This is a genomic window from Lysinibacillus sp. CTST325 (assembly GCF_054665055.1).
Genome location: NZ_BAAFHO010000001.1, coordinates 223,133 through 241,507 on the forward strand (window position 1 = coordinate 223,133; position 18,375 = coordinate 241,507).

General features: G+C 34.2%; 19 protein-coding genes. 7 read left to right on the plus strand and 12 right to left on the minus strand.

All coding sequences use genetic code 11. The annotated features are described in order from the left end of the window. Positions 1-2: 2 nt before the first annotated feature. The 4 genes from ACYQ73_RS01150 (at position 3) to ACYQ73_RS01165 (ending at position 3,039) form a co-directional block, all read left to right on the plus strand. On the plus strand, positions 3-923 hold the full coding sequence (locus tag ACYQ73_RS01150; RefSeq protein ID WP_460010764.1) for an ABC transporter ATP-binding protein: 921 nt from the start codon (positions 3-5) through the stop codon (positions 921-923). Then, positions 923-1,798, plus strand: a complete 876-nt coding sequence (locus tag ACYQ73_RS01155; RefSeq protein ID WP_460010765.1) for an ABC transporter permease — start codon at positions 923-925, stop codon at positions 1,796-1,798. The genes ACYQ73_RS01150 and ACYQ73_RS01155 overlap by 1 nt, the downstream gene beginning before the upstream one ends. 127 nt (positions 1,799-1,925) lie before the next feature. Continuing rightward, positions 1,926-2,681, plus strand: coding sequence for a DUF2087 domain-containing protein (locus ACYQ73_RS01160; RefSeq protein ID WP_460010766.1), 756 nt, complete (start codon positions 1,926-1,928; stop codon positions 2,679-2,681). 16 nt (positions 2,682-2,697) lie between these two features. Further along, a complete protein-coding gene (locus ACYQ73_RS01165) occupies positions 2,698-3,039 on the plus strand; it encodes a GIY-YIG nuclease family protein (protein WP_460010767.1) in 342 nt (113 codons plus the stop codon). Positions 3,040-3,264: 225 nt separating this feature from the next. Here the strand turns inward: ACYQ73_RS01165 and ACYQ73_RS01170 are convergent, their stop codons facing one another. From ACYQ73_RS01170 to ACYQ73_RS01225, 12 genes are all read right to left on the minus strand, one after another. Continuing rightward, the gene (locus tag ACYQ73_RS01170; RefSeq protein WP_460010768.1) at positions 3,265-3,639 is read right to left on the minus strand and encodes an MmcQ/YjbR family DNA-binding protein; all 375 of its coding nucleotides are present in this window, start codon (positions 3,637-3,639) and stop codon (positions 3,265-3,267) included. A gap of 419 nt (positions 3,640-4,058) precedes the next feature. Next, positions 4,059-4,874 (minus strand): YitT family protein, encoded by an 816-nt coding sequence (locus tag ACYQ73_RS01175; protein ID WP_460010769.1) that lies wholly within the window; start codon positions 4,872-4,874, stop codon positions 4,059-4,061. A 113-nt stretch (positions 4,875-4,987) separates the two neighbouring features. Then, positions 4,988-6,313 (minus strand): M48 family metallopeptidase, encoded by a 1,326-nt coding sequence (locus tag ACYQ73_RS01180; protein WP_460011498.1) that lies wholly within the window; start codon positions 6,311-6,313, stop codon positions 4,988-4,990. 528 nt (positions 6,314-6,841) lie between these two features. Then, on the minus strand, positions 6,842-7,951 hold the full coding sequence (locus tag ACYQ73_RS01185) for a hypothetical protein (protein ID WP_460010770.1): 1,110 nt from the start codon (positions 7,949-7,951) through the stop codon (positions 6,842-6,844). Continuing rightward, entirely contained in the window at positions 7,951-8,430 is a 480-nt protein-coding gene (locus ACYQ73_RS01190; RefSeq protein WP_460010771.1) for an SRPBCC family protein, read from the minus strand. The genes ACYQ73_RS01185 and ACYQ73_RS01190 overlap by 1 nt, the downstream gene beginning before the upstream one ends. An 18-nt stretch (positions 8,431-8,448) precedes the next feature. Continuing rightward, entirely contained in the window at positions 8,449-9,696 is a 1,248-nt protein-coding gene (locus ACYQ73_RS01195) for an aspartate aminotransferase family protein (RefSeq protein ID WP_460010772.1), read from the minus strand. A 200-nt stretch (positions 9,697-9,896) separates the two neighbouring features. Continuing rightward, positions 9,897-10,913, minus strand: coding sequence for an SDR family oxidoreductase (locus ACYQ73_RS01200; protein ID WP_460010773.1), 1,017 nt, complete (start codon positions 10,911-10,913; stop codon positions 9,897-9,899). Between the two features lie 2 nt (positions 10,914-10,915). Continuing rightward, positions 10,916-11,296, minus strand: a complete 381-nt coding sequence (locus ACYQ73_RS01205; RefSeq protein ID WP_460010774.1) for a DUF5367 domain-containing protein — start codon at positions 11,294-11,296, stop codon at positions 10,916-10,918. Positions 11,297-11,448: 152 nt separating this feature from the next. Continuing rightward, positions 11,449-12,591: a Glu/Leu/Phe/Val dehydrogenase dimerization domain-containing protein gene (locus ACYQ73_RS01210; protein ID WP_460010775.1), complete on the minus strand. Its 1,143-nt coding sequence runs from the start codon at positions 12,589-12,591 to the stop codon at positions 11,449-11,451. Further along, positions 12,578-13,720, minus strand: a complete 1,143-nt coding sequence (locus ACYQ73_RS01215; protein WP_460010776.1) for a DUF3419 family protein — start codon at positions 13,718-13,720, stop codon at positions 12,578-12,580. Before ACYQ73_RS01215 ends, ACYQ73_RS01210 begins: the two co-directional genes overlap by 14 nt. A gap of 747 nt (positions 13,721-14,467) precedes the next feature. Beyond that, positions 14,468-15,040, minus strand: coding sequence for a TetR/AcrR family transcriptional regulator (locus ACYQ73_RS01220; protein WP_460010777.1), 573 nt, complete (start codon positions 15,038-15,040; stop codon positions 14,468-14,470). A gap of 98 nt (positions 15,041-15,138) precedes the next feature. After that, a complete protein-coding gene (locus ACYQ73_RS01225; RefSeq protein ID WP_460010778.1) occupies positions 15,139-15,918 on the minus strand; it encodes an SDR family NAD(P)-dependent oxidoreductase in 780 nt (259 codons plus the stop codon). A gap of 404 nt (positions 15,919-16,322) precedes the next feature. Here ACYQ73_RS01225 and ACYQ73_RS01230 point away from each other — a divergent pair, with 404 nt between their 5' ends. Genes ACYQ73_RS01230 through ACYQ73_RS01240 form a run of 3 tightly spaced genes read left to right on the plus strand, consistent with a single transcriptional unit; the run spans position 16,323 to position 18,359 of the window. After that, positions 16,323-16,772, plus strand: a complete 450-nt coding sequence (locus tag ACYQ73_RS01230; protein ID WP_460010779.1) for a PTS sugar transporter subunit IIA — start codon at positions 16,323-16,325, stop codon at positions 16,770-16,772. Between the two features lie 5 nt (positions 16,773-16,777). Further along, positions 16,778-17,041, plus strand: a complete 264-nt coding sequence (locus tag ACYQ73_RS01235; protein WP_427425399.1) for a PTS sugar transporter subunit IIB — start codon at positions 16,778-16,780, stop codon at positions 17,039-17,041. Positions 17,042-17,090: 49 nt separating this feature from the next. Next, complete coding sequence (locus ACYQ73_RS01240; protein ID WP_460010780.1) at positions 17,091-18,359, plus strand: PTS ascorbate transporter subunit IIC; 1,269 nt, start codon at positions 17,091-17,093, stop codon at positions 18,357-18,359. Positions 18,360-18,375 lie beyond the last annotated feature (16 nt).

Consider the following 18,375-nt stretch of genomic DNA (forward strand, 5'->3'; position numbering starts at 1 on the left):
ATATGACTTTTGCTATACAAGTTGAAAATCTATGTAAGCAATATGGCGAACAACAAGCTGTAAAGGGTATTTCGTTTACGGTTGAACAAGGCTCTCTCTTCGCCTTTTTAGGTGCGAATGGTGCAGGGAAATCAACGACCATTGAAATACTCTGTACATTATTAAAAAAATCAAGCGGTACTGTAAACATTAATGGCTATACACTTGATGCAAGCAACGACAATGCGGAAATTCGAAAATCCATTGGTGTCGTATTCCAGCAAAGTCTACTAGATGAACGATTAACGGTGCGGGAAAATATAATTCACCGTGGTAAAACATATGGCTTATCGAAAAAACAATTGGCCGAAAATTATCAATTCGTTTCAACATATTTGCATTTAGATGATATAGAAAAGCGCAAATATGGAACTTTATCGGGTGGTCAAAAAAGGCGTGCTGATATCGCTCGAGCCCTTATCCATCGACCTAAAATATTGTTTTTAGATGAACCAACAACTGGACTTGATCCACAAACACGACAATTCGTTTGGCAAGCCATTAAACAGCTTCAGCTCGAAACAAACATGACAGTTTTTTTAACTACGCATTATATGGAAGAAGCGGCAGTCGCTCATCATGTCATCGTCTTAAAAGAAGGAGAAATTGTTGCTGAAGGAACACCAGACGCTCTTAAAACAAAATACGCCTATGATTCAATGGCTCTTGTTTTTCATAATAATTCTGAAGGGATACAGTGGCTCGAGGAAAATGCTATCTCCTATTCAGAAAACCTAGGTATTTTCTCCATCCGAGTCGAATCGACACTACATGCTTTAACGCTATTAAAAAAAGCGGAGTCGCTTATTGCTTCGTTTGAAGTAATCAAAGGTACGATGGATGATGTCTTTCTTCATATTATGGCCGAGGGAGATGCAGCTTAATGGAAGCATTATTTAGCTTAGTAAAACGAAATAACAAGGTTTTTAGACGTGATAAAACACAAGTTTTTTACTCGCTACTTGCTGTCATAATTGTCATCGTCCTTTACGCAGTATTTCTTCAAAAAATGCAAGTAAATGCCATTGAAGAAGTGACAAAGGCTACTCCAGCATTGGTAGCGATGGTCAATGAATGGATTGTCGCTGGTTTACTATCTATGACCGCTGTTTCCACTACACTCGCTGCGTATGGTATTGCTGTAAGGGATTTTGAATCAAAAGCGCAAGCTGATTTTCTAACAGCCCCTATCTCGCGAGCAACTATTCAATTTAGCTATGTATTAAATGCCTTATTCATTGGCTGTATCTTTTCCTTTATCGCCCTTATTGGCTGTGAAATTTTTATCGTATCAACAGGCGGTGAACTACTAAGCTTTGGGGATTTCTTAAAAGTAGTAGGCTTACTATTTTTATCTGTGTTACTTGCCAGTGTTTTTAATCTCTTCCTTGTATTACTTGCTAAAAGCCAACATTCATTTTCAACGCTCAGTACAATCGTTGGCACATCACTCGGTTTCTTATGTGGTGTCTATGTACCTGTTGGTGCACTGCCAAGCTTTGCTCAAAATGTTATTATGTATTTCCCAATCAGCCATACAACTTTACTATTACGCAACGCCTTTATGGAGAGCTCAATCTCCAAGGTTTTCGATGGTGCCCCCGCTTCACAATTAGAAGAATACAAAAAAATGTATGGCATTGTCTATGACCTTCATGGAAATATACTAAGCACCTCAACAAGCATGATCATTATTATCGTCACAATTATTGTGCTAGCAATCTTATCTATCATTATTTTCAAAAAGAAAGAAAAATAAATAAACAATTTCGCACATCGTTTATAAAACGATGTGTTTTTTATTGATTCTATTTAAACAATCTGTTATTTTAATAATATATAAGCAAACAAAATGAACAATCGTTTGTTTTACAGGAGGACTTTCAATGGATGTAAATGAATTATTTTGGCAAGCTTCGATTCATGACATAAAAAAAGGCTACAACGATGAAGCAACACACTTCACTTGTTTGCTTTGCGGGGAAAAGATTGAAAAGGGTATTATTTATCCACATGAAGGCGTTCTCTACGAGGCAGAAAAATTTATGCAACATCATATTACTGCTGCACACCAATCCGTATTTCATTATTTAAATGGCCTTAATAAAAAAATGACAGGGCTAACTGATCATCAAAGTCATATTTTGCGCTTATTTTATGAAGGAAAATCCGATCAAGACATTAAAGAAGAATTGGAGATTGGTAGTGCGACAACGATACGTCATCATCGCTTTACCCTTAAAGAAAAGGAACGTCAAGCGAAAACCTTTCTTGCAATGATGGAACTATTAAAAGAACAGAATCAAAAGGAAGACAGCTTTGTACCTATTCACAAAACGGCTACGATGGTCGACGATCGCTATAATATTACGATTTCTGAAGAACAGCAATTACTTGAAAAGTACTTTCCAAACGGTATTGGCAAAGAGCTTGTCCGCTTCCCAAAACGTGAAAAACATAAAATTGTCATACTCCGTGCAATCACAAAGCTTTTCGATGAAACAAAACAGTATTCCGAAAAAGAATTAAACGAAGTGATTCAGCCGATGTATGAGGACTATGTGCAAATACGTCGCTATTTAATTGAATACGGCTTCATGGATCGACAAGAAGATGGCAGTGCTTACTGGATAAAAAAATAAGAAAGCAGGGTTTCCAATGGACCATAAAAAAGAATTAAAGGAAATGTATAAAGAAATAAAAATCGAAGCTGGTGTTTTTACAATGACCAATCAACAAAATGGTAAACTGTTTGTTGGTAGCTTCAATAATTTAAAACGCTTAAACGGCTTTCAATTTTCATTAAAAACAAATACACATACTAATAAAAAGCTACAAGCCGATTACAACACATTCGGCAAGGATGCTTTCGATATTGAAGTTGTAGAATATTTGAAGAAAAAAGAAGAGGGCTATTTCGATGCCAAAAAAGAGCTAGAAAAGCTGGAACAAAAATGGCTCGACAAGCTTCAGCCATTTGGTGAACGTGGATATAATTAGGTATAGCATGAAAAAAGAATCTGTTTTCTCCGCGATTGAGCCGAGAAACTTGCAGATTCTTTTTTGGTTTCTATTATTTTGCGTGGGGTTTCATTGCTTCTGGGGGTATTCCTTTTAAATACCGTTGGACCTGATCAGTTCTTTGGCTTACCCGAGCACTTTTCTCTTACATTTCTTAGGCTGATCTGCTCTTACTTCTTTGCGTGGGGCATCCTACTTGTTTTCTTACTTCATATCTTCCACTACATTAATTTCCTGCTGAGTTTTTTTTGTTAACTTTCCGAAAACTAACTCATACGAATGTTTGATTAAATTTTCAACTAAATCAATAGGTACGTCATCTATATCCATATAGATTGAATTCCAATGTGTTTTATTCATATAGTAACCTGGAATAATACCTTCATAGGCTTCTCTCAACTCTTCAGCTCGATTAGGTTCACATTTTAATGTAAGTACTGGTCTTCCGGTAGCATCTCCGCCCATCATCCCATACATTTTACCCCCAATATGATAACGATCCGCTCGCCATTCTTCTTTATAATCATGCGTTGTTCCACGAAGTTTTAGGCAATATTCATGAATTGTTTCTTTGTTCATTATTTAACCCCATTTCCTTCTAATATCAATTATGCCTCGGCATAATTGCGTCCGGAATCGGCTTTGTGCTTAGGCCTGCGTGAGAGCCGACACGACGTCAGCCATTTCGGTAATGCCACAGGACGTGGCGTTTTTACCGATGCAGGTCAGTTAGCCGTTATCGTATGGATGCGATGATTTTAGGCTAACATTCTATATGAACTCCTTTCCGATTCCGTGACATCCGCCGGAGGCTTACCTTCTTTCTGCAGGTATTTGGACACCTGCAGAAAGAAGGTAAAAACACACGTTCGATTATATTTATTATAATCAACAACGTGTGTAGGGGAAATAATTATTTAGTTTAAATTGCCAGATGAGCCATATTGAAATAAGGTTTTTGTGCGAAAGCGCAGCGACACGTTATGATAGGGCGCCCATTACTTTATACCTCTGTCAAACACGCCGATAACTTCGGTAGTTTGTAATATATTGACAAAGGCTTTAGTATCAGCTTCCTTGATCATACCTTTAACATCGGCAAGCTGATAACGTGTAATGACGGTAATTAAAACTTTCCGCCCTTCGCCTGAATAAGCACCCTTCGCATCCATAATAGTTACACCTCTATGAAGCTTTTCCAGTAACTGCTGTTTTACTTCCTCGCCCTTGCTCGTAATAATCATCAGTGTCAATTTAATATGGCTCGTATGAATGGTGTCGACAACTTTCCCTGTAGCATAAATTGATACGAGCGTCAGTAATGCCGCATCCCAACTAAAGACGAATCCGGAAATAGCTACAACGATACCATTCATCGCAGAGATTAATGTACCCAGTGGAAAATCTCGTTTGCGACTTAGCAGCATCGCTATAATATCAAAACCACCAGAAGAACCTGCCGCACGAAAAATCAACCCCAACCCTATGCCCACAATAACACCACCAAATAATGAGGCAAGAATTGGATCTTGTGTAGCTTTATAAACCGGAATAATATACAAGCTTACCGACAAGACAACTACAGAAAGAATGGTATAGCCAATAAACCGCTTCCCTAGCTTCAAGACCCCTAAAATAAGCAAAGGCAAATTCAATAGTAAATTTAAAACCCCTGTATTCAAGGGTGTAATAATACCAAGCATGATAGCAATCCCGCTTAATCCCCCACTTAAAATCTCATGTGGAATTAACAAAAGATTGTAAGCAAGGGCGACTAAAATCGATGAAAGTGTAATAACGACAATATTTCGCATAACAATTCCCCTATCATTAACGAACGAGTTTTGTACTTCTTCCCCTTAGAATACCCAACTTATTCGTTCAAAAAACCTGGAGTATGGCACTATTGCGATGAAAACGTCGACATTTATTTCTTTTGATGGTCTTTTTTCTGCTCCTCTTTTAACGGCACTTCTTTTAACGGCTCCTCTTTATTCTCTTCAGCTTTCTCCGCTACCTTATAAATACGTTCAAGCATTGGCGGATGTGTATAACGGAACCACTTTACGAGTAACTGTGGATTTACCTCACTCAAACCAGATATCGTTAGCTTCTGGAATGCTGTAATTGCGGACTCTCGATCACCCGTTAGTGAAATCGCATATTGATCAGCTCTATTTTCCTGATACCTTGAAACATAATTCGATAAAGGGCTTGAAGCAAATAATAAAACAGAGGTTAGGAGTAAGAACAATGGATAAGAGCCTATATCACCAATTTTTTTTATTTTTAATACCTGTCCGTAACGTCCAATGAACCACCTCAAACATTTCGCCGTCAGCCATAAGCCTAGCAAGGTCAACAGAAGATACCCAGCAATGCCAAAATAAATATGCTTCTCAACATAATGTCCCATTTCATGTGCCATGATAAATAATATTTCATTATCTGTTAAACGATTTAAGGTTGTATCCCATAGCACAATTCTCGAATTACTGCCAATACCCGTTACATAGGCATTTAGGGCATTTGTTTTTTCTGCCATATTGACTTCATATACGTGCTCTGCTGGTATATTTGCCTGTGCTGCAATAGACAAGATTTTCTCTTCTAGCTCCTTATTTTTTAACGGATAAAAATCATTATATAAAGGATCGATGACTACAGGTTGAATGAACATCACAAATATTGTAAATGGAATCGTTAGAAACCATGCATATAACCACCATCTTTTGGCACTTTTTTTGATGAGCCAATAAAGGACAGATACGATAATTAAACTCATGCCAAAGTTAACCCAAAAATCAATAATGCCGTCTCGCATCCATGACGAAAACCCTTGTGTACTAATTCCATAAGTTTTGCTTAAATTGTAACGATAATAATCGAGTGGGAATAGTACAACATATAGTAAAAGTGATAATAAGAATAAGTAGCTTGCATTTTGTAACAGCTTCCATTTTGTTTGTGACGTCGCTACCTTTTCAAAGTAACGTGATACGCCCATAATTAAAATCATGAAATAAATTAACCATTCCAAAGGTGTAGCAACAAAGAATAGGAAGTTCCGTATTTTAGAATATTCACCGCTTAAGTATAGTTCTTTTTCAGACATAAACATCACTGGATCTGCAGCTGTCCCCTGCATCGCTCGAGGTATTGTACCACCACCGCTATGGAATATATACCAATACATACACAGCACATAAACACCGAATAAAAGTAGCGCGACAATTCCCATTTTTTTCGCTATGTCATTTCCTCCCTTGCTCAACACTAAGTTCGTCCTATAGTAAGTGTAAGCTAAAATGAAAAAGTTAGAACAAATTTTTCTTTGTTTTTATTTACCTTCTATTCTACTTCACACCAAAAAGAAAATTCGCTCTACTTCTCCAAACGCGTAACAAGCCATGTAGATGATAAGCACCACGGTCTGTTCGCTATTCCAAGAAATATCGCGAATTTTTAAAAATATTTTTCATTACTTATCCCAACCAATTATACCTTAGCATAATTGCGTCTGGAAGCTTACCTGCTTTCAGCGGGTGATTGGACACCCGCTGAAAAGGTAATTTTAATTGATCATACCATTCTATAACAGCGGTCTTTAATGCATCATTCTCTTTCGTTGATATCTCTACCATAATGTCCCCGTGCTATTGCCAAATCTCAATATCCGCCGCATTGCCCGCAAAGCTTTCTTTATAGAAAGTATTGTTTAATCATTACAACACAATAATGACTATTGTATATAAAGCTCTAAGCTCTTTAAATAATCGATTTAGCTTAGAACACTTTCAGGAGAATACTTCAAAAAGTTATCCATTATTTGACAAGATTCTTGTTTTGCTGGTGGATGGAAATGAAGTAACTGACAAACCAATAATTGATAAGATATCTCTTTATTTGTAATAAATTGCATTCCACCTAAAAGTTTTGTTGCATCAGAAGCGACACTCTTAATAATATCTTCTATACTTTTACGCACAAAAATTACTTCAGGTAGTATATTCTCAGAATAATTCAAGCTAAACTTGTGTGCTAAACCTTCAATAGCATTCATCGCTGCCTCTATTAATGAAACCATGCTCCTTATTTCAAAAGTAGGCAAATTCCCCTGTGAAATTACTTTCTCAATCAAAGAAGAACAAACGCCAATATAGGATGTGGAAACTATTAATTCAAACCATATTAAACCATTCACAATTGAAGGATGTAATTCTTTTTCATTTCCTGCAATAAACATTGAATCTTTAGGTACTTTTACATCTTTTAATACGATTTCTTCTGTTTCGCTCCCCTTTAATATCCAATGCTTCCAAAACTCTCTCACTTCAATTCCCTGACTATTTTTAGGAATTGTGAAAATACCAAGTCTTCCATCCGGTAGTTTTACACTGCCTGTTAAAATATCCATAGATTTCGATAAAGTACAAGGCTTTTTTGTACCATTAATAATAAAATAATCTCCTTTGTCTTCAGCACTTACTGAAGGCGAAAAAGTATTATTTGAATTTCCTTCCGCAAAACAGGAAGATAATAAGAATTTTTCTTCAACTATTAATTTTAATACAGTATCTAAGCGCCCATTAGATTGAACAATTTCAACTAAAGATGCAACTGAAAAATGATGCATCGTAAATGCAATTGCTAATGATGGAGATCTAGTTGCTATTGCTCTTTGAATAGATAGACTTTCAATAATATTTGCTCCAATACCACCAAATTCTTTTGGAATCAATAAAGAAGTACCATTTATATTTCTAAATTTATTTATGAGAATTTTAGTTTCTTCTTCCCGTTCTTCAAAAGAGAAAGAGGTTAAATAATCATCAAAACCTGGGAAATATTTTTCTAATACCGCTCGTTCTTTAGCTAGAAATTGTGTCATTAAATCTCCCCCTTTAAGGCTAGTGTCCGTATATTAATGTCTATAAATTGGACATCGGAAAAGAGGCCTTTTAATATTTCTTGTATTGTATGTGCAAGAATATCACCCGCAATTGGATCTAGAATATCTTCTAATAAAGACATGCCCAAATCATATTCTGCTTCAAATGTTAATATTGAATCATTTTGTTCCTGTCTCACACTCCAATTCCCAATAAATTTATCTATATCACCTTCGAACTTTTCAAAATTAATACTTAATGCCGCCCTATCAAAAGAATCTTTTTCTTTCCAGCAAAGAACTCCATTTTCAAAATCTACTTCCCACTTCGATATACTTGAATTATCGTCTATTACTTCTACAGATATATCTCGTATCACATCGATGAAGTTAGAATATTTACTGAAATCAGATATTTTAAGATATATTTCTAGTGCTTTCGTTCCCGGTATACAAGATGTTATAATAATTTTCCCCATACTATCCCCCTAGTATCATTATATTTTCACACTGATATTTGCTATTTGATTTATTGCATCTTTAATAGAATTTTCGATATATTCTATCTGCTCATCCTCTAAAATCGCAGGAGGCGTAATTCGGACTACTTTATTAGAATTTAGAGAAGTAGACACAATAATCTTTTTCTTCAAAAGACCCATCATAAATCTCCCTGATAGTCCACTATTTTCAAATTCAAATCCCCACAATAAACCTCTTCCGCGTATATCAGCAAGCCCAACTTTATTCTCTTTTAGCATTTCTCCAAAGAATTTTTGGAATCTTTCTCCTATTTTTTTTGCTTTTAAAATAAGTTCCTCTTCTTGAATTACGCGAATCGTTTCTTGTACTGCCACCATTGCTAGAGGGTTTCCCGAGTATGTTGAGGTGTGTAGCAAAGGATTTTTATTCAACGGCTCAAATACTCTTTCATTTGCCAATACAGCAGAAACAGGTATAACTCCACCGCTTAATATTTTTCCAGTTAACAACATATCAGGAACTATTCCCTCTTGATTTATTCCCCACCAGTCGCCTAATCTACCTAGGCCAGTTTGTATTTCATCAATTATTAATAATGCTTCATATTTATCACATAATTCTCTAACACCATGAAAGTAACCTTGGGGCGGTATATTTACTCCACCTTCTCCTTGAATAGGTTCTAATATTACAACTGCATTTGCCTGGTGGTTTCTTAATGTTTTTTCGAGTTCTATCAGCGATCCATATGAAACATGGTAAACATCTGGTAAGAGTGGTTTAAAGGGTTCTTGAAACTCCCTTCTACCAGTCGCACTAAGAGCTCCAAGTGTTTTCCCATGAAAACCTTGTTTTGTAGAGATAATCGTACTACGATTATTTAGTCTTGCTATTTTTAATCCAGCTTCAACTGCTTCTGTTCCTGAGTTTAAAAAAAGTACGTAATCTAAACCCTCGGGAGTAATTTCTACCAATGACTTAGCGGCTTTACCCATTTCTGGATTTATTAATAGTTTATTTGATAGCGCAGCCTTATCTAGTTGTTGCTTTATTCTATCAATAATACGGGGGTGAGAATGACCTAATAAGAATACTCCATATCCACCACAATCTAAGTACTTCTCTCCAGCCTCATCATACACATAACATCCATTAGATGTAACTTGGAGTGGTACTTGCATTAGTTCAGTCAGTTTTGCAAAACCACTATTTACATGATCTCGATACATATTTACTACAGCTTTTCTCTCAATTTTGCCCATTAGATCTTCCCTCTATATATTTTTATTGTTTAATCGATTTAATCCGTTTTTAAGTTATTTGAAATTCATAGAATACTTCACATTGATGTTAAAAGAAATTATTATTATCCTTCTTCATAAGTCCAATCGGTAACATTCCTTCATCATTCAAAAGGACTTTTTCCTTAGAGTCTCTGAATATCCTACTAACATAAAAATTTTTATACAGTAGCTTTTAGTGATTCATTTTCTACAAGATACTTCACATTATTATATATAACCTCCTTTATATCGCGATGTTCTTCCATTCCAAAGGTATTACACAGGGATTCCATGGAACTAGGTAAACAACCACTAATATTTATATACTTAAACATATACAAAGCGACTTTTATTTCTCTCCGATATTGTATAGGTAATTTTGGTAAAAATACTGGTTTTATTAATCGATCAAACATCTCGCCCGATACTATTTTCGGTATAGTAAGCGACTGACCTGTAATCTTAATACCAGAATGTATAATATTATGGATTACCTCCTCTAAATTCGGTGCATTATTTCCTAATGTTACAAAAAATTCTCCTCCAGCTTTATTACTCCTTATTAAATGAGAAATAACATTAGCGACATAGTCTTGTGACACTATATCTATTTTTGCCTCAGCATCTCCGGGTATAATAGGTATTCGATTTTGTAATAATAATTTGGTAATATAATGAAAACCTTGTTCATTAGCAATTTCTCCTGTTCTTGAATCGCCTAAAATAATTGAAGGTCGGATGACCGTTATAGGAATATCGCTATCACAAAGATATTTTTCTGCTTCTATTTTAGAAGTCTCATAACCATTACCCGTAGTAATGTATGAATCCTCTTGATTGAAATTATGAACATATGCTGTACTAACATGATACAATGGCACTTTTGCATCTTTTGCTAGTTTTAAAACATTCAGAGTCCCTGTTACATTTGTAGTACTAATTTTTTCGTATGACATATTAAAATTTGTCAATGCTGCCATATGAACGATTAAATCTATATTTTCGCATAGCTCAATATAATCGTTATCATTTAAACCTAACTGAGGAAAACGTATATCACCTATTATCGTTTTAACATTATCTTTTTTTAGTGGCGTACTGTGGACTAAACAATATAAATTAAAATCATGTAGTTTCTCAATTACAGAGGTTCCAAGAACTCCACTCCCCCCAGTAATAAATATATTTTTATACAAAACTATCCCTCCAATTTCTTTGTATTAAAAAATCCAGTTAAGAGAATCAACGAGTATGCCCACATTAACCATGAAGCGAAAAATCTATCTGTATCGACTGACAAATTTACAAAAACTTGATCAAAGTAGATTAATACAATGGCGTCAATTAACATTCCCGGAAGAGCTATACACACTGCAGCTTTCATTCTTTCACTATTCTTTTGAATTTTTTTAAATTTATAAATAGGGAATGTAAGAACTAGAATCAACGGAATTACTAAAATATAAGACGATACCATCAGCAATGTATTGTCAGGAATAAAAAATACTTGACCTAAAATCCTAAAAATTAAACTTGCACCTAACCATACAAGAAAGCCCCAAAATAAGAAAAACGGCATTTCCCACTACCCCCTATATTAGTTGATATATCAATGATTTGACGATTTGACCCATTTCTTTGGCGTTGGAAATTTCATCTTGAACCTCATAAAGTCTTTTCTATTGTTTAATCACACATTATATTATCAGAATTTTCTAACTTATTTGTATTTTACACATTTGCTTTATCGCCCAACGCTAAACTTCTTTGAATTTTCAAAACATACTGATTAGCAAATTCCCTTATATCACAATTAAATAAAGATTTATGTTCCAGAATATCATTAAACGAATTATTAACGTTCGTTTCCACTTTTTCAAATATATCTTCAAAATTTGCTTGTCCAGAAGCCAACATACCAAAAAAAGCAGCTGCTCCACTATTACATATGAAATCTGGAACTATAATAATTCCTTTGTTAATTAAACGTTCTTCTATCCCTATTTCAATTGGTAAATTTGCCGCTTCAATAATTATAGAAGCATTCACTCTATCTACATTTGATTCATTTATAGAATGTTTGATAGCAGCAGGGATTAACAATTCCGCATCATCTAACCATGTTCCGTTGGGCTTTAAAATATAATTCTCCGATATTAACGTACGATCAATAATTCCCGTTTTATTGGTTTTAGATATTAAATCGGGTATATCTAATCCATCATCGTAATAAATACACCCTTCTTTATCTTCAATAGAGATAATTTTACCACCAAGATTATATATAGCTTCCGCACTCACCTGGCCAATTGTTCCAAATCCTTGAATCCCTACCCTCATATTCTCTATAGATTTGTCTAATTTTTTTAATATTATTTGTGTCGAATTAATGATAGTTGACCCTACCAACTTAATAGAATTTCCTGCGTTAAATAAAACTTTTAATGATGTATTTTGAGGAACATTTACTGTTAATCCTTGTGATTCTAGCTTATTTTTCATAGTAGCGATTGGATCAAAGCTAATAGAATTATATATAAATTCTATATCATCTCCTGTGATTCCTAAATCTTCCCCTACTAAATAATTTTCTGTTAAAAATGGCTTTGCTAATTCTGCAAACCTTTTTAATAACCTTTCTCGGTCATGCTTATTAGGGTCATATACAATTCCCGATTTGGCTCCACCCATATGTACACCAGAAATAATGTATTTTTTAGTCATTACTTGAGCCAATTGTTCTACCTCTTCTAACGTAACATTGCTTGTCATCCTAAGACCACCAGCACTCATGCCATTAACAATAGAATCTATAACAATAAAAGCTTCTAAATCAATTTCTGGATCACACAAAATCACTTTATAAGCAGACAATATTCTTCACTTCCTTCTTTATTTTTCCAACTTCAAACGTAAAGGCAAAAGATCGATCATCTTGATTCAACTTGTTTATAATATTTTCATTCCTTTCAATTTGATCAAAATATTTTTCTGGAATTTTTCTTTCAGCTAAAAAATTTCTGTAACAGAAGATACTTTCATTCACACCTGTACGAATTATTTCGTTCAGTATTGTGTCAAAAAGATCATCAGAAACCCAGCCTGAAATATCAGAAAGAGAATACTTATTAAAGGAATTCTCTGGCATTGATTTCAAATAACAATCAATAGGGCTAGTTACAATTTCAACGCGATTTGCATATTCACGAATTTTACTATAATTTTCCTTCAACAAATACACTGGCAAAGATCTCTCGGATACATAGTTTCCAGTTAATAAAAATGTAAGCAGATGATTCTCTTTAATTGAATGATTTTTAAAGGTGTTTTCAAGACGAGAATGTAAAAATTCCCCTATTGAGTTCACCTCATTATACGCGAAATAGCTTGGATCTTTTAAAATATGCTTATAAAGTCCCTTCTTGCAGAGTAAGTTTAGATTCTTCTCCCAACGACCGTTATTTAATTTTTCATAAGCTATTCTTTGTTCCTCTATTGTTTCACTATTTAGGATCCCCTTTATTTCTGCTCTATGAAATAATTTAATCCCTGGACCGACGATATGACGATAAAAAAGCTCCTGTCTTCCAGTAAATACAACTCCTTTTTCAATCTCTTTCGTATGGTTATTCCAAAACGCCAGCGCAGTAGGCGTCAAATCTACTTTGATTTTCTGATAAAAGTTCAATCTTTCATTAGTATGATAAATACCTAGAAAAGACAATAGTTCTTCATAAGTTAAATGTCTAAAAGCATTTAATTTTAATTCCATTAAATGATTTTGTTTCTCATCAGCATCAACAGAATATAATCTTTTAGGACCTTTAGTTAATAAAGCTAAACTTCTACAAGCGCTCCCAGTAATAGATACAACTGAATCAGTATTTGTTATATCCAAAGCATCTAACTCAGATTGGGAGTCTTCATTAGAGGTTGTATATAATAACCATGAATCATCAGCTTTTCTCATTAAATGAATTACTTCTTTTAAAAATTTAATCATAGTTTATATATATCCTCCTAAATCCTTATATTAACAACAGGTGTTTATAACTTCATTAAATTGCATCATCGAAATTGAATATTGCAAAAATTCATTATAAAAAAACAATTTAAAGACTCCATCGCATAGTACTATTCGGAATTTCATACATAACAAATACTATGTTGAGAGGCTGCTTGAACTAATGTCATTATACCTACTTGTACAGAACAGCTAGTAATGAAAGAAGTTCAACAAGTGCTCTCAAAGGAGATATATGAACACTACCAAGTTTCTAAGTTTTTGTCAGATATGAACAGAGGGTACACTAATAAATTCTGCCCTGAAAAGCAAAGGATTAACTTAAAACATTGAAGATATGCATAAGATGTGATTATTGTTATGACTTATAAGGACTTCAGCGTAAAATATCTACTTATGGAAAACATAAAAGTATTTGTTTACTTAGCGCGCTGGATTACTAAAAAAACAATCTTTTCATGAGAGAACAATTCAGTCGGTTTAACTTTGCGCTCGATAATGAGTGTATTCATCACACAAAGTTAAACCGTTTTTAATTTTTCAGATTAAATCACATTTATTATCATCTGAGTCAGTTAACTAACTAATACAAATTATAACAATTTATGGAATAAATGCAAATATTTATTTATGCTGATTTTTAAATTTATTCTGCCTCTAAACAAATTACAAATTTTTATGATAGATCGTTTGTTGTATTCTCATTTTTTATTAGTGATTATAGATTTACTCTTCCAATTGTTGAAGCGTGATGAGTATCTTTTCTAGCTCTTTATAAAAAGTATCTATTGGAAAATCCTCACATGTAATTAACTGTATTGCTATGCCATCAATCAATGCATTAAAAAAAATACTCCATGTTGTTAACGATACCCCATCAATTGGTGAAGCTCTCCATAATTTTTTTATACCAAATAGCAAACTATCATTTTCATTCATTAAAACTTGGCCAAGTTGCTCTTTTATTAACGGGTTATTAAATCCAAGAACAATCAATGAAATTAACAATTTATGATAGAATGCATCGTTTTTAAAACGACTTTTTATAGTTTCAAGAGCAACGCTAATTGTAAATTGATCATTCTCAAATAATTTTCCCCAAGAATCTTCACAAATATATTTAATTATTTCTAAAAGTATTTGTTCTTTCGTTTTGAAATGGTAATAAATAGTCCCCTGTGTTACATCAGCATATGTAGCAACCAATTTCAACGTAAAATTTGCAATTCCGTTATCTACTAAACATTGCATTGCTGCCTGTATTAATTCCTGCTTTGATTTTCCAATAGGTTTCGCCAAAAGAATACCTCCGATTCAGTTTAAAGTTAGTAAAAGAGTTAGTTAGTTAAATAACTAATTTTATTGTGATAAAACATTTAGATTTTTCAAATACCACCTTATTTACTTAGCATCAATTTACCAATTAAAAATTGAACTAAATATCTTGGTAAAAATCTCATACTTATTATAGCGACTTTGTAACGCTTACCAGGTATATTTGTAATTTTTTTCTTTTTTAATGAATTATAAGCCATTTCAGCTACCTTTTCTGGTCTAGTACCAACCATGCTTGCAATTTGATCCAATTGATTCATATTATTATTTTTTGAAAAATTTGTTTTAGTAGGTCCAGGACAAACAACTGTTACAGCAAAATCTCCTTTGTTCTGAAGTTCTATATTTAATGCTTCTGAAAAAGACAATACATAAGCTTTAGTTGCTCCATATACAACCATACTTGGTGTAGCAATAAAAGATGAAATAGAGGCAATATTCATTATACGACCATAACCATTTTTTAGCATATCCTGTATACATAAATGAGTAAGTTCAGTTAAAGTCATAATATTCAACTGAATCATGCGTAGCTGTTCTTGCTCTGATAGTTGATGAAAATATCCTTGCAATCCCATTCCAGCATTATTAACAAGTATATCAATATGTTCTCCCTTTAATCTTATTTCATCATAGATTTCCTTAGCTGCGCCAATTTTTGATAAATCTTTCTCTATTATAATTACTTCTGTTAGCGGATTCAGAATTTGGGAAACCTCGACTAATTTCTTTTGGTTACGAGCAATCAAAATAAGTCTATCTCCATTTGTAGCAAATATTTTTGCTAGTTCCAATCCAATCCCTTCACTAGCACCTGTCAATAAAACAGTCTTCTTTTTCATATAATACTCCTCTCATTTATAAGGACTTGCCCATACATTCATTAAATAGAAATTTATTACATATAAGTATATAGTATCCCGGGAAGAAGTAAATACATTTCCTTCTTTTCCATGTATATACTATTTTCTAAGATGCTTTTGCACCTCTTAATTTCAATTACATTTCGTTACTCTCAAAGGATAATATTTTTTCATCACTACTCCCAAAATCGACAATTTTTATTATTTCAATAATTATTGCCATGAGTTGAGTATTAGTGACATCTAGTATAAGGTCATGGTTGCTCCTTTTACACTTATCGATTTAGCCAAACAAAAAATATATCCTTTAATGACATAATTCCATAATCAACATTAATAACATGGAATGGGGATTGTTTATCCCTATAAAAGGAGGGTTGTACTTGTTAACTGAGCTACTGACAAAAGATACTATACAACTGGCGAATTTTGTAAATACTTGGCAGGAAGCTATTCATTTAGCGGCAAGTCCACTATTAAAGCAGCATAAAATCGAAGAACGCTATATTGAGTCAATGATTCATTCCATTGAAAAGCATGGGCCTTATGTAGTCATTACACCAAAAGTAGCGATTCCACATGCACAGCACACAGAAGGCGTAAATGAGCTAGCCATGAGCCTATTAAGCTTACACAAACCTGTTTTGTTTGGACCAGAAAAGCCTGTTTTCTTAATTATCGTCTTGGCTGCGACCGATCATGCGTCACATCTGCAGGCATTAGTTGACTTAACAAAGATTTTGCAAGAACCCAATCAAATCGACAGCATCATCGCCTGCCAGCATAAAGACGATATTATCAAAGAAATCCAACAAATTGTGGCAAAGGGGTAATCTTGATGAAGATTTTAGTAGTGTGCGGGAATGGATTAGGCAGTAGTTTTATTATGGAATTGAATGTAAAAAAAGCGTTAACTGAACTTGGAAAAGTTGCAGAAGTAACGCATACCGATTTAGCATCTGCCAAGGCAGAGAAAGCGGATATTTATATTGGCGCAGAAGATATTGTCAATCAATTGCCCGAAGAAAGAGGTCATATCGTTAGTATTGTTAATATGATGAGTATTTCTGAAATTAAATTAAAGCTTAAATCTCTGTTATAAAGGATTGAATTTGAACTTAATTAAAAATTGGATAGGATGAGGTGTTAATATGTTAGATGTTATTATGAATGACATTTTAGGAACACCAGCTATATTAGTCGGCCTATTCGCTTTTGTCGGTTTATTAATCCAAAAAAAATCAACTTCAACAGTTCTTTCTGGTACATTAAAAACGGTTATGGGCTTTGTTATACTTGGCGCAGGTGCAAGCGTTTTAATTGGTTCTTTAAATCATTTTAGTAAAATGTTTGATCATGCATTTAATGTCCAAGGGGTTATCCCAAATAATGAAGCGATTGTAGCAGCCGCTCAAACTAGTTTCGGAACATCTACTGCCATGATTATGGTTTTCGGTATGATTATGAACATATTATTTGCGCGATTTACGCCTTTAAAATATATTTTTTTAACTGGTCATCATACATTATTTATGGCGTGTTTAATCGCAGCTTCACTTTCAGTCGGCGGTATGAGTGGCACACCTCTTATCATCGTTGGCTCTATTATACTGGGTCTTTGTATGGTTGTGTTCCCTGCCATTTTACAACCAACCGTTCGTCAAATAACCGGCAATGATGATTTTGCTGTTGGCCATTTTGGCAGTGTTGGTTATTATGTATCTGCTAAAATCGGGAAGCTCTTTGGAAACAAAGCCAAATCAACAGAAGATATAAAAGTTCCAAAATCTCTAGGTTTTTTACGAGATACATCTGTGGCTGTGTCCTTAACTATGAGTCTATTTTTTATTATCGTTGCCTTATTCGCAGGTTCATCCTATATTGAGACACAATTATCGGGCGGCTCAAACTTTATCGTCTTTGCTATTATTCAAGCTATTACTTTTGCCGCTGGTGTCTATATCATTTTGGCTGGAGTGCGAATGCTCATTTCCGAGATTATTCCTGCCTTTAAAGGTATTGCAGATAAACTTGTGCCAAACACAAAGCCTGCATTAGACTGTCCTACAATTTTTCCGTTCGCACCGAATGCAGTTATTATCGGTTTCCTGTTTAGCTTTGTAGCAGGCTTAGTGTCTATGTTTATACTCCCCCTCATAGGGCTAAAAGTGATTGTACCTGGGCTTGTACCACATTTCTTCACAGGTGCGGCTGCAGGAGTATTCGGTAATGCAACTGGTGGTAGACGCGGTGCTATGGTAGGAGCATTTGCCAACGGATTAATTATTAGCTTTATCCCCGCGATTCTACTAATCTTTATGGGTGATATCGGCTACGAAGGAACTACTTTTGGCGATTCAGACTTCGGCATTGTAGGGATCATACTAATAAATATATTAAAATTATTTGGTGCAGTTTAATTCATTAGTGTGTCTC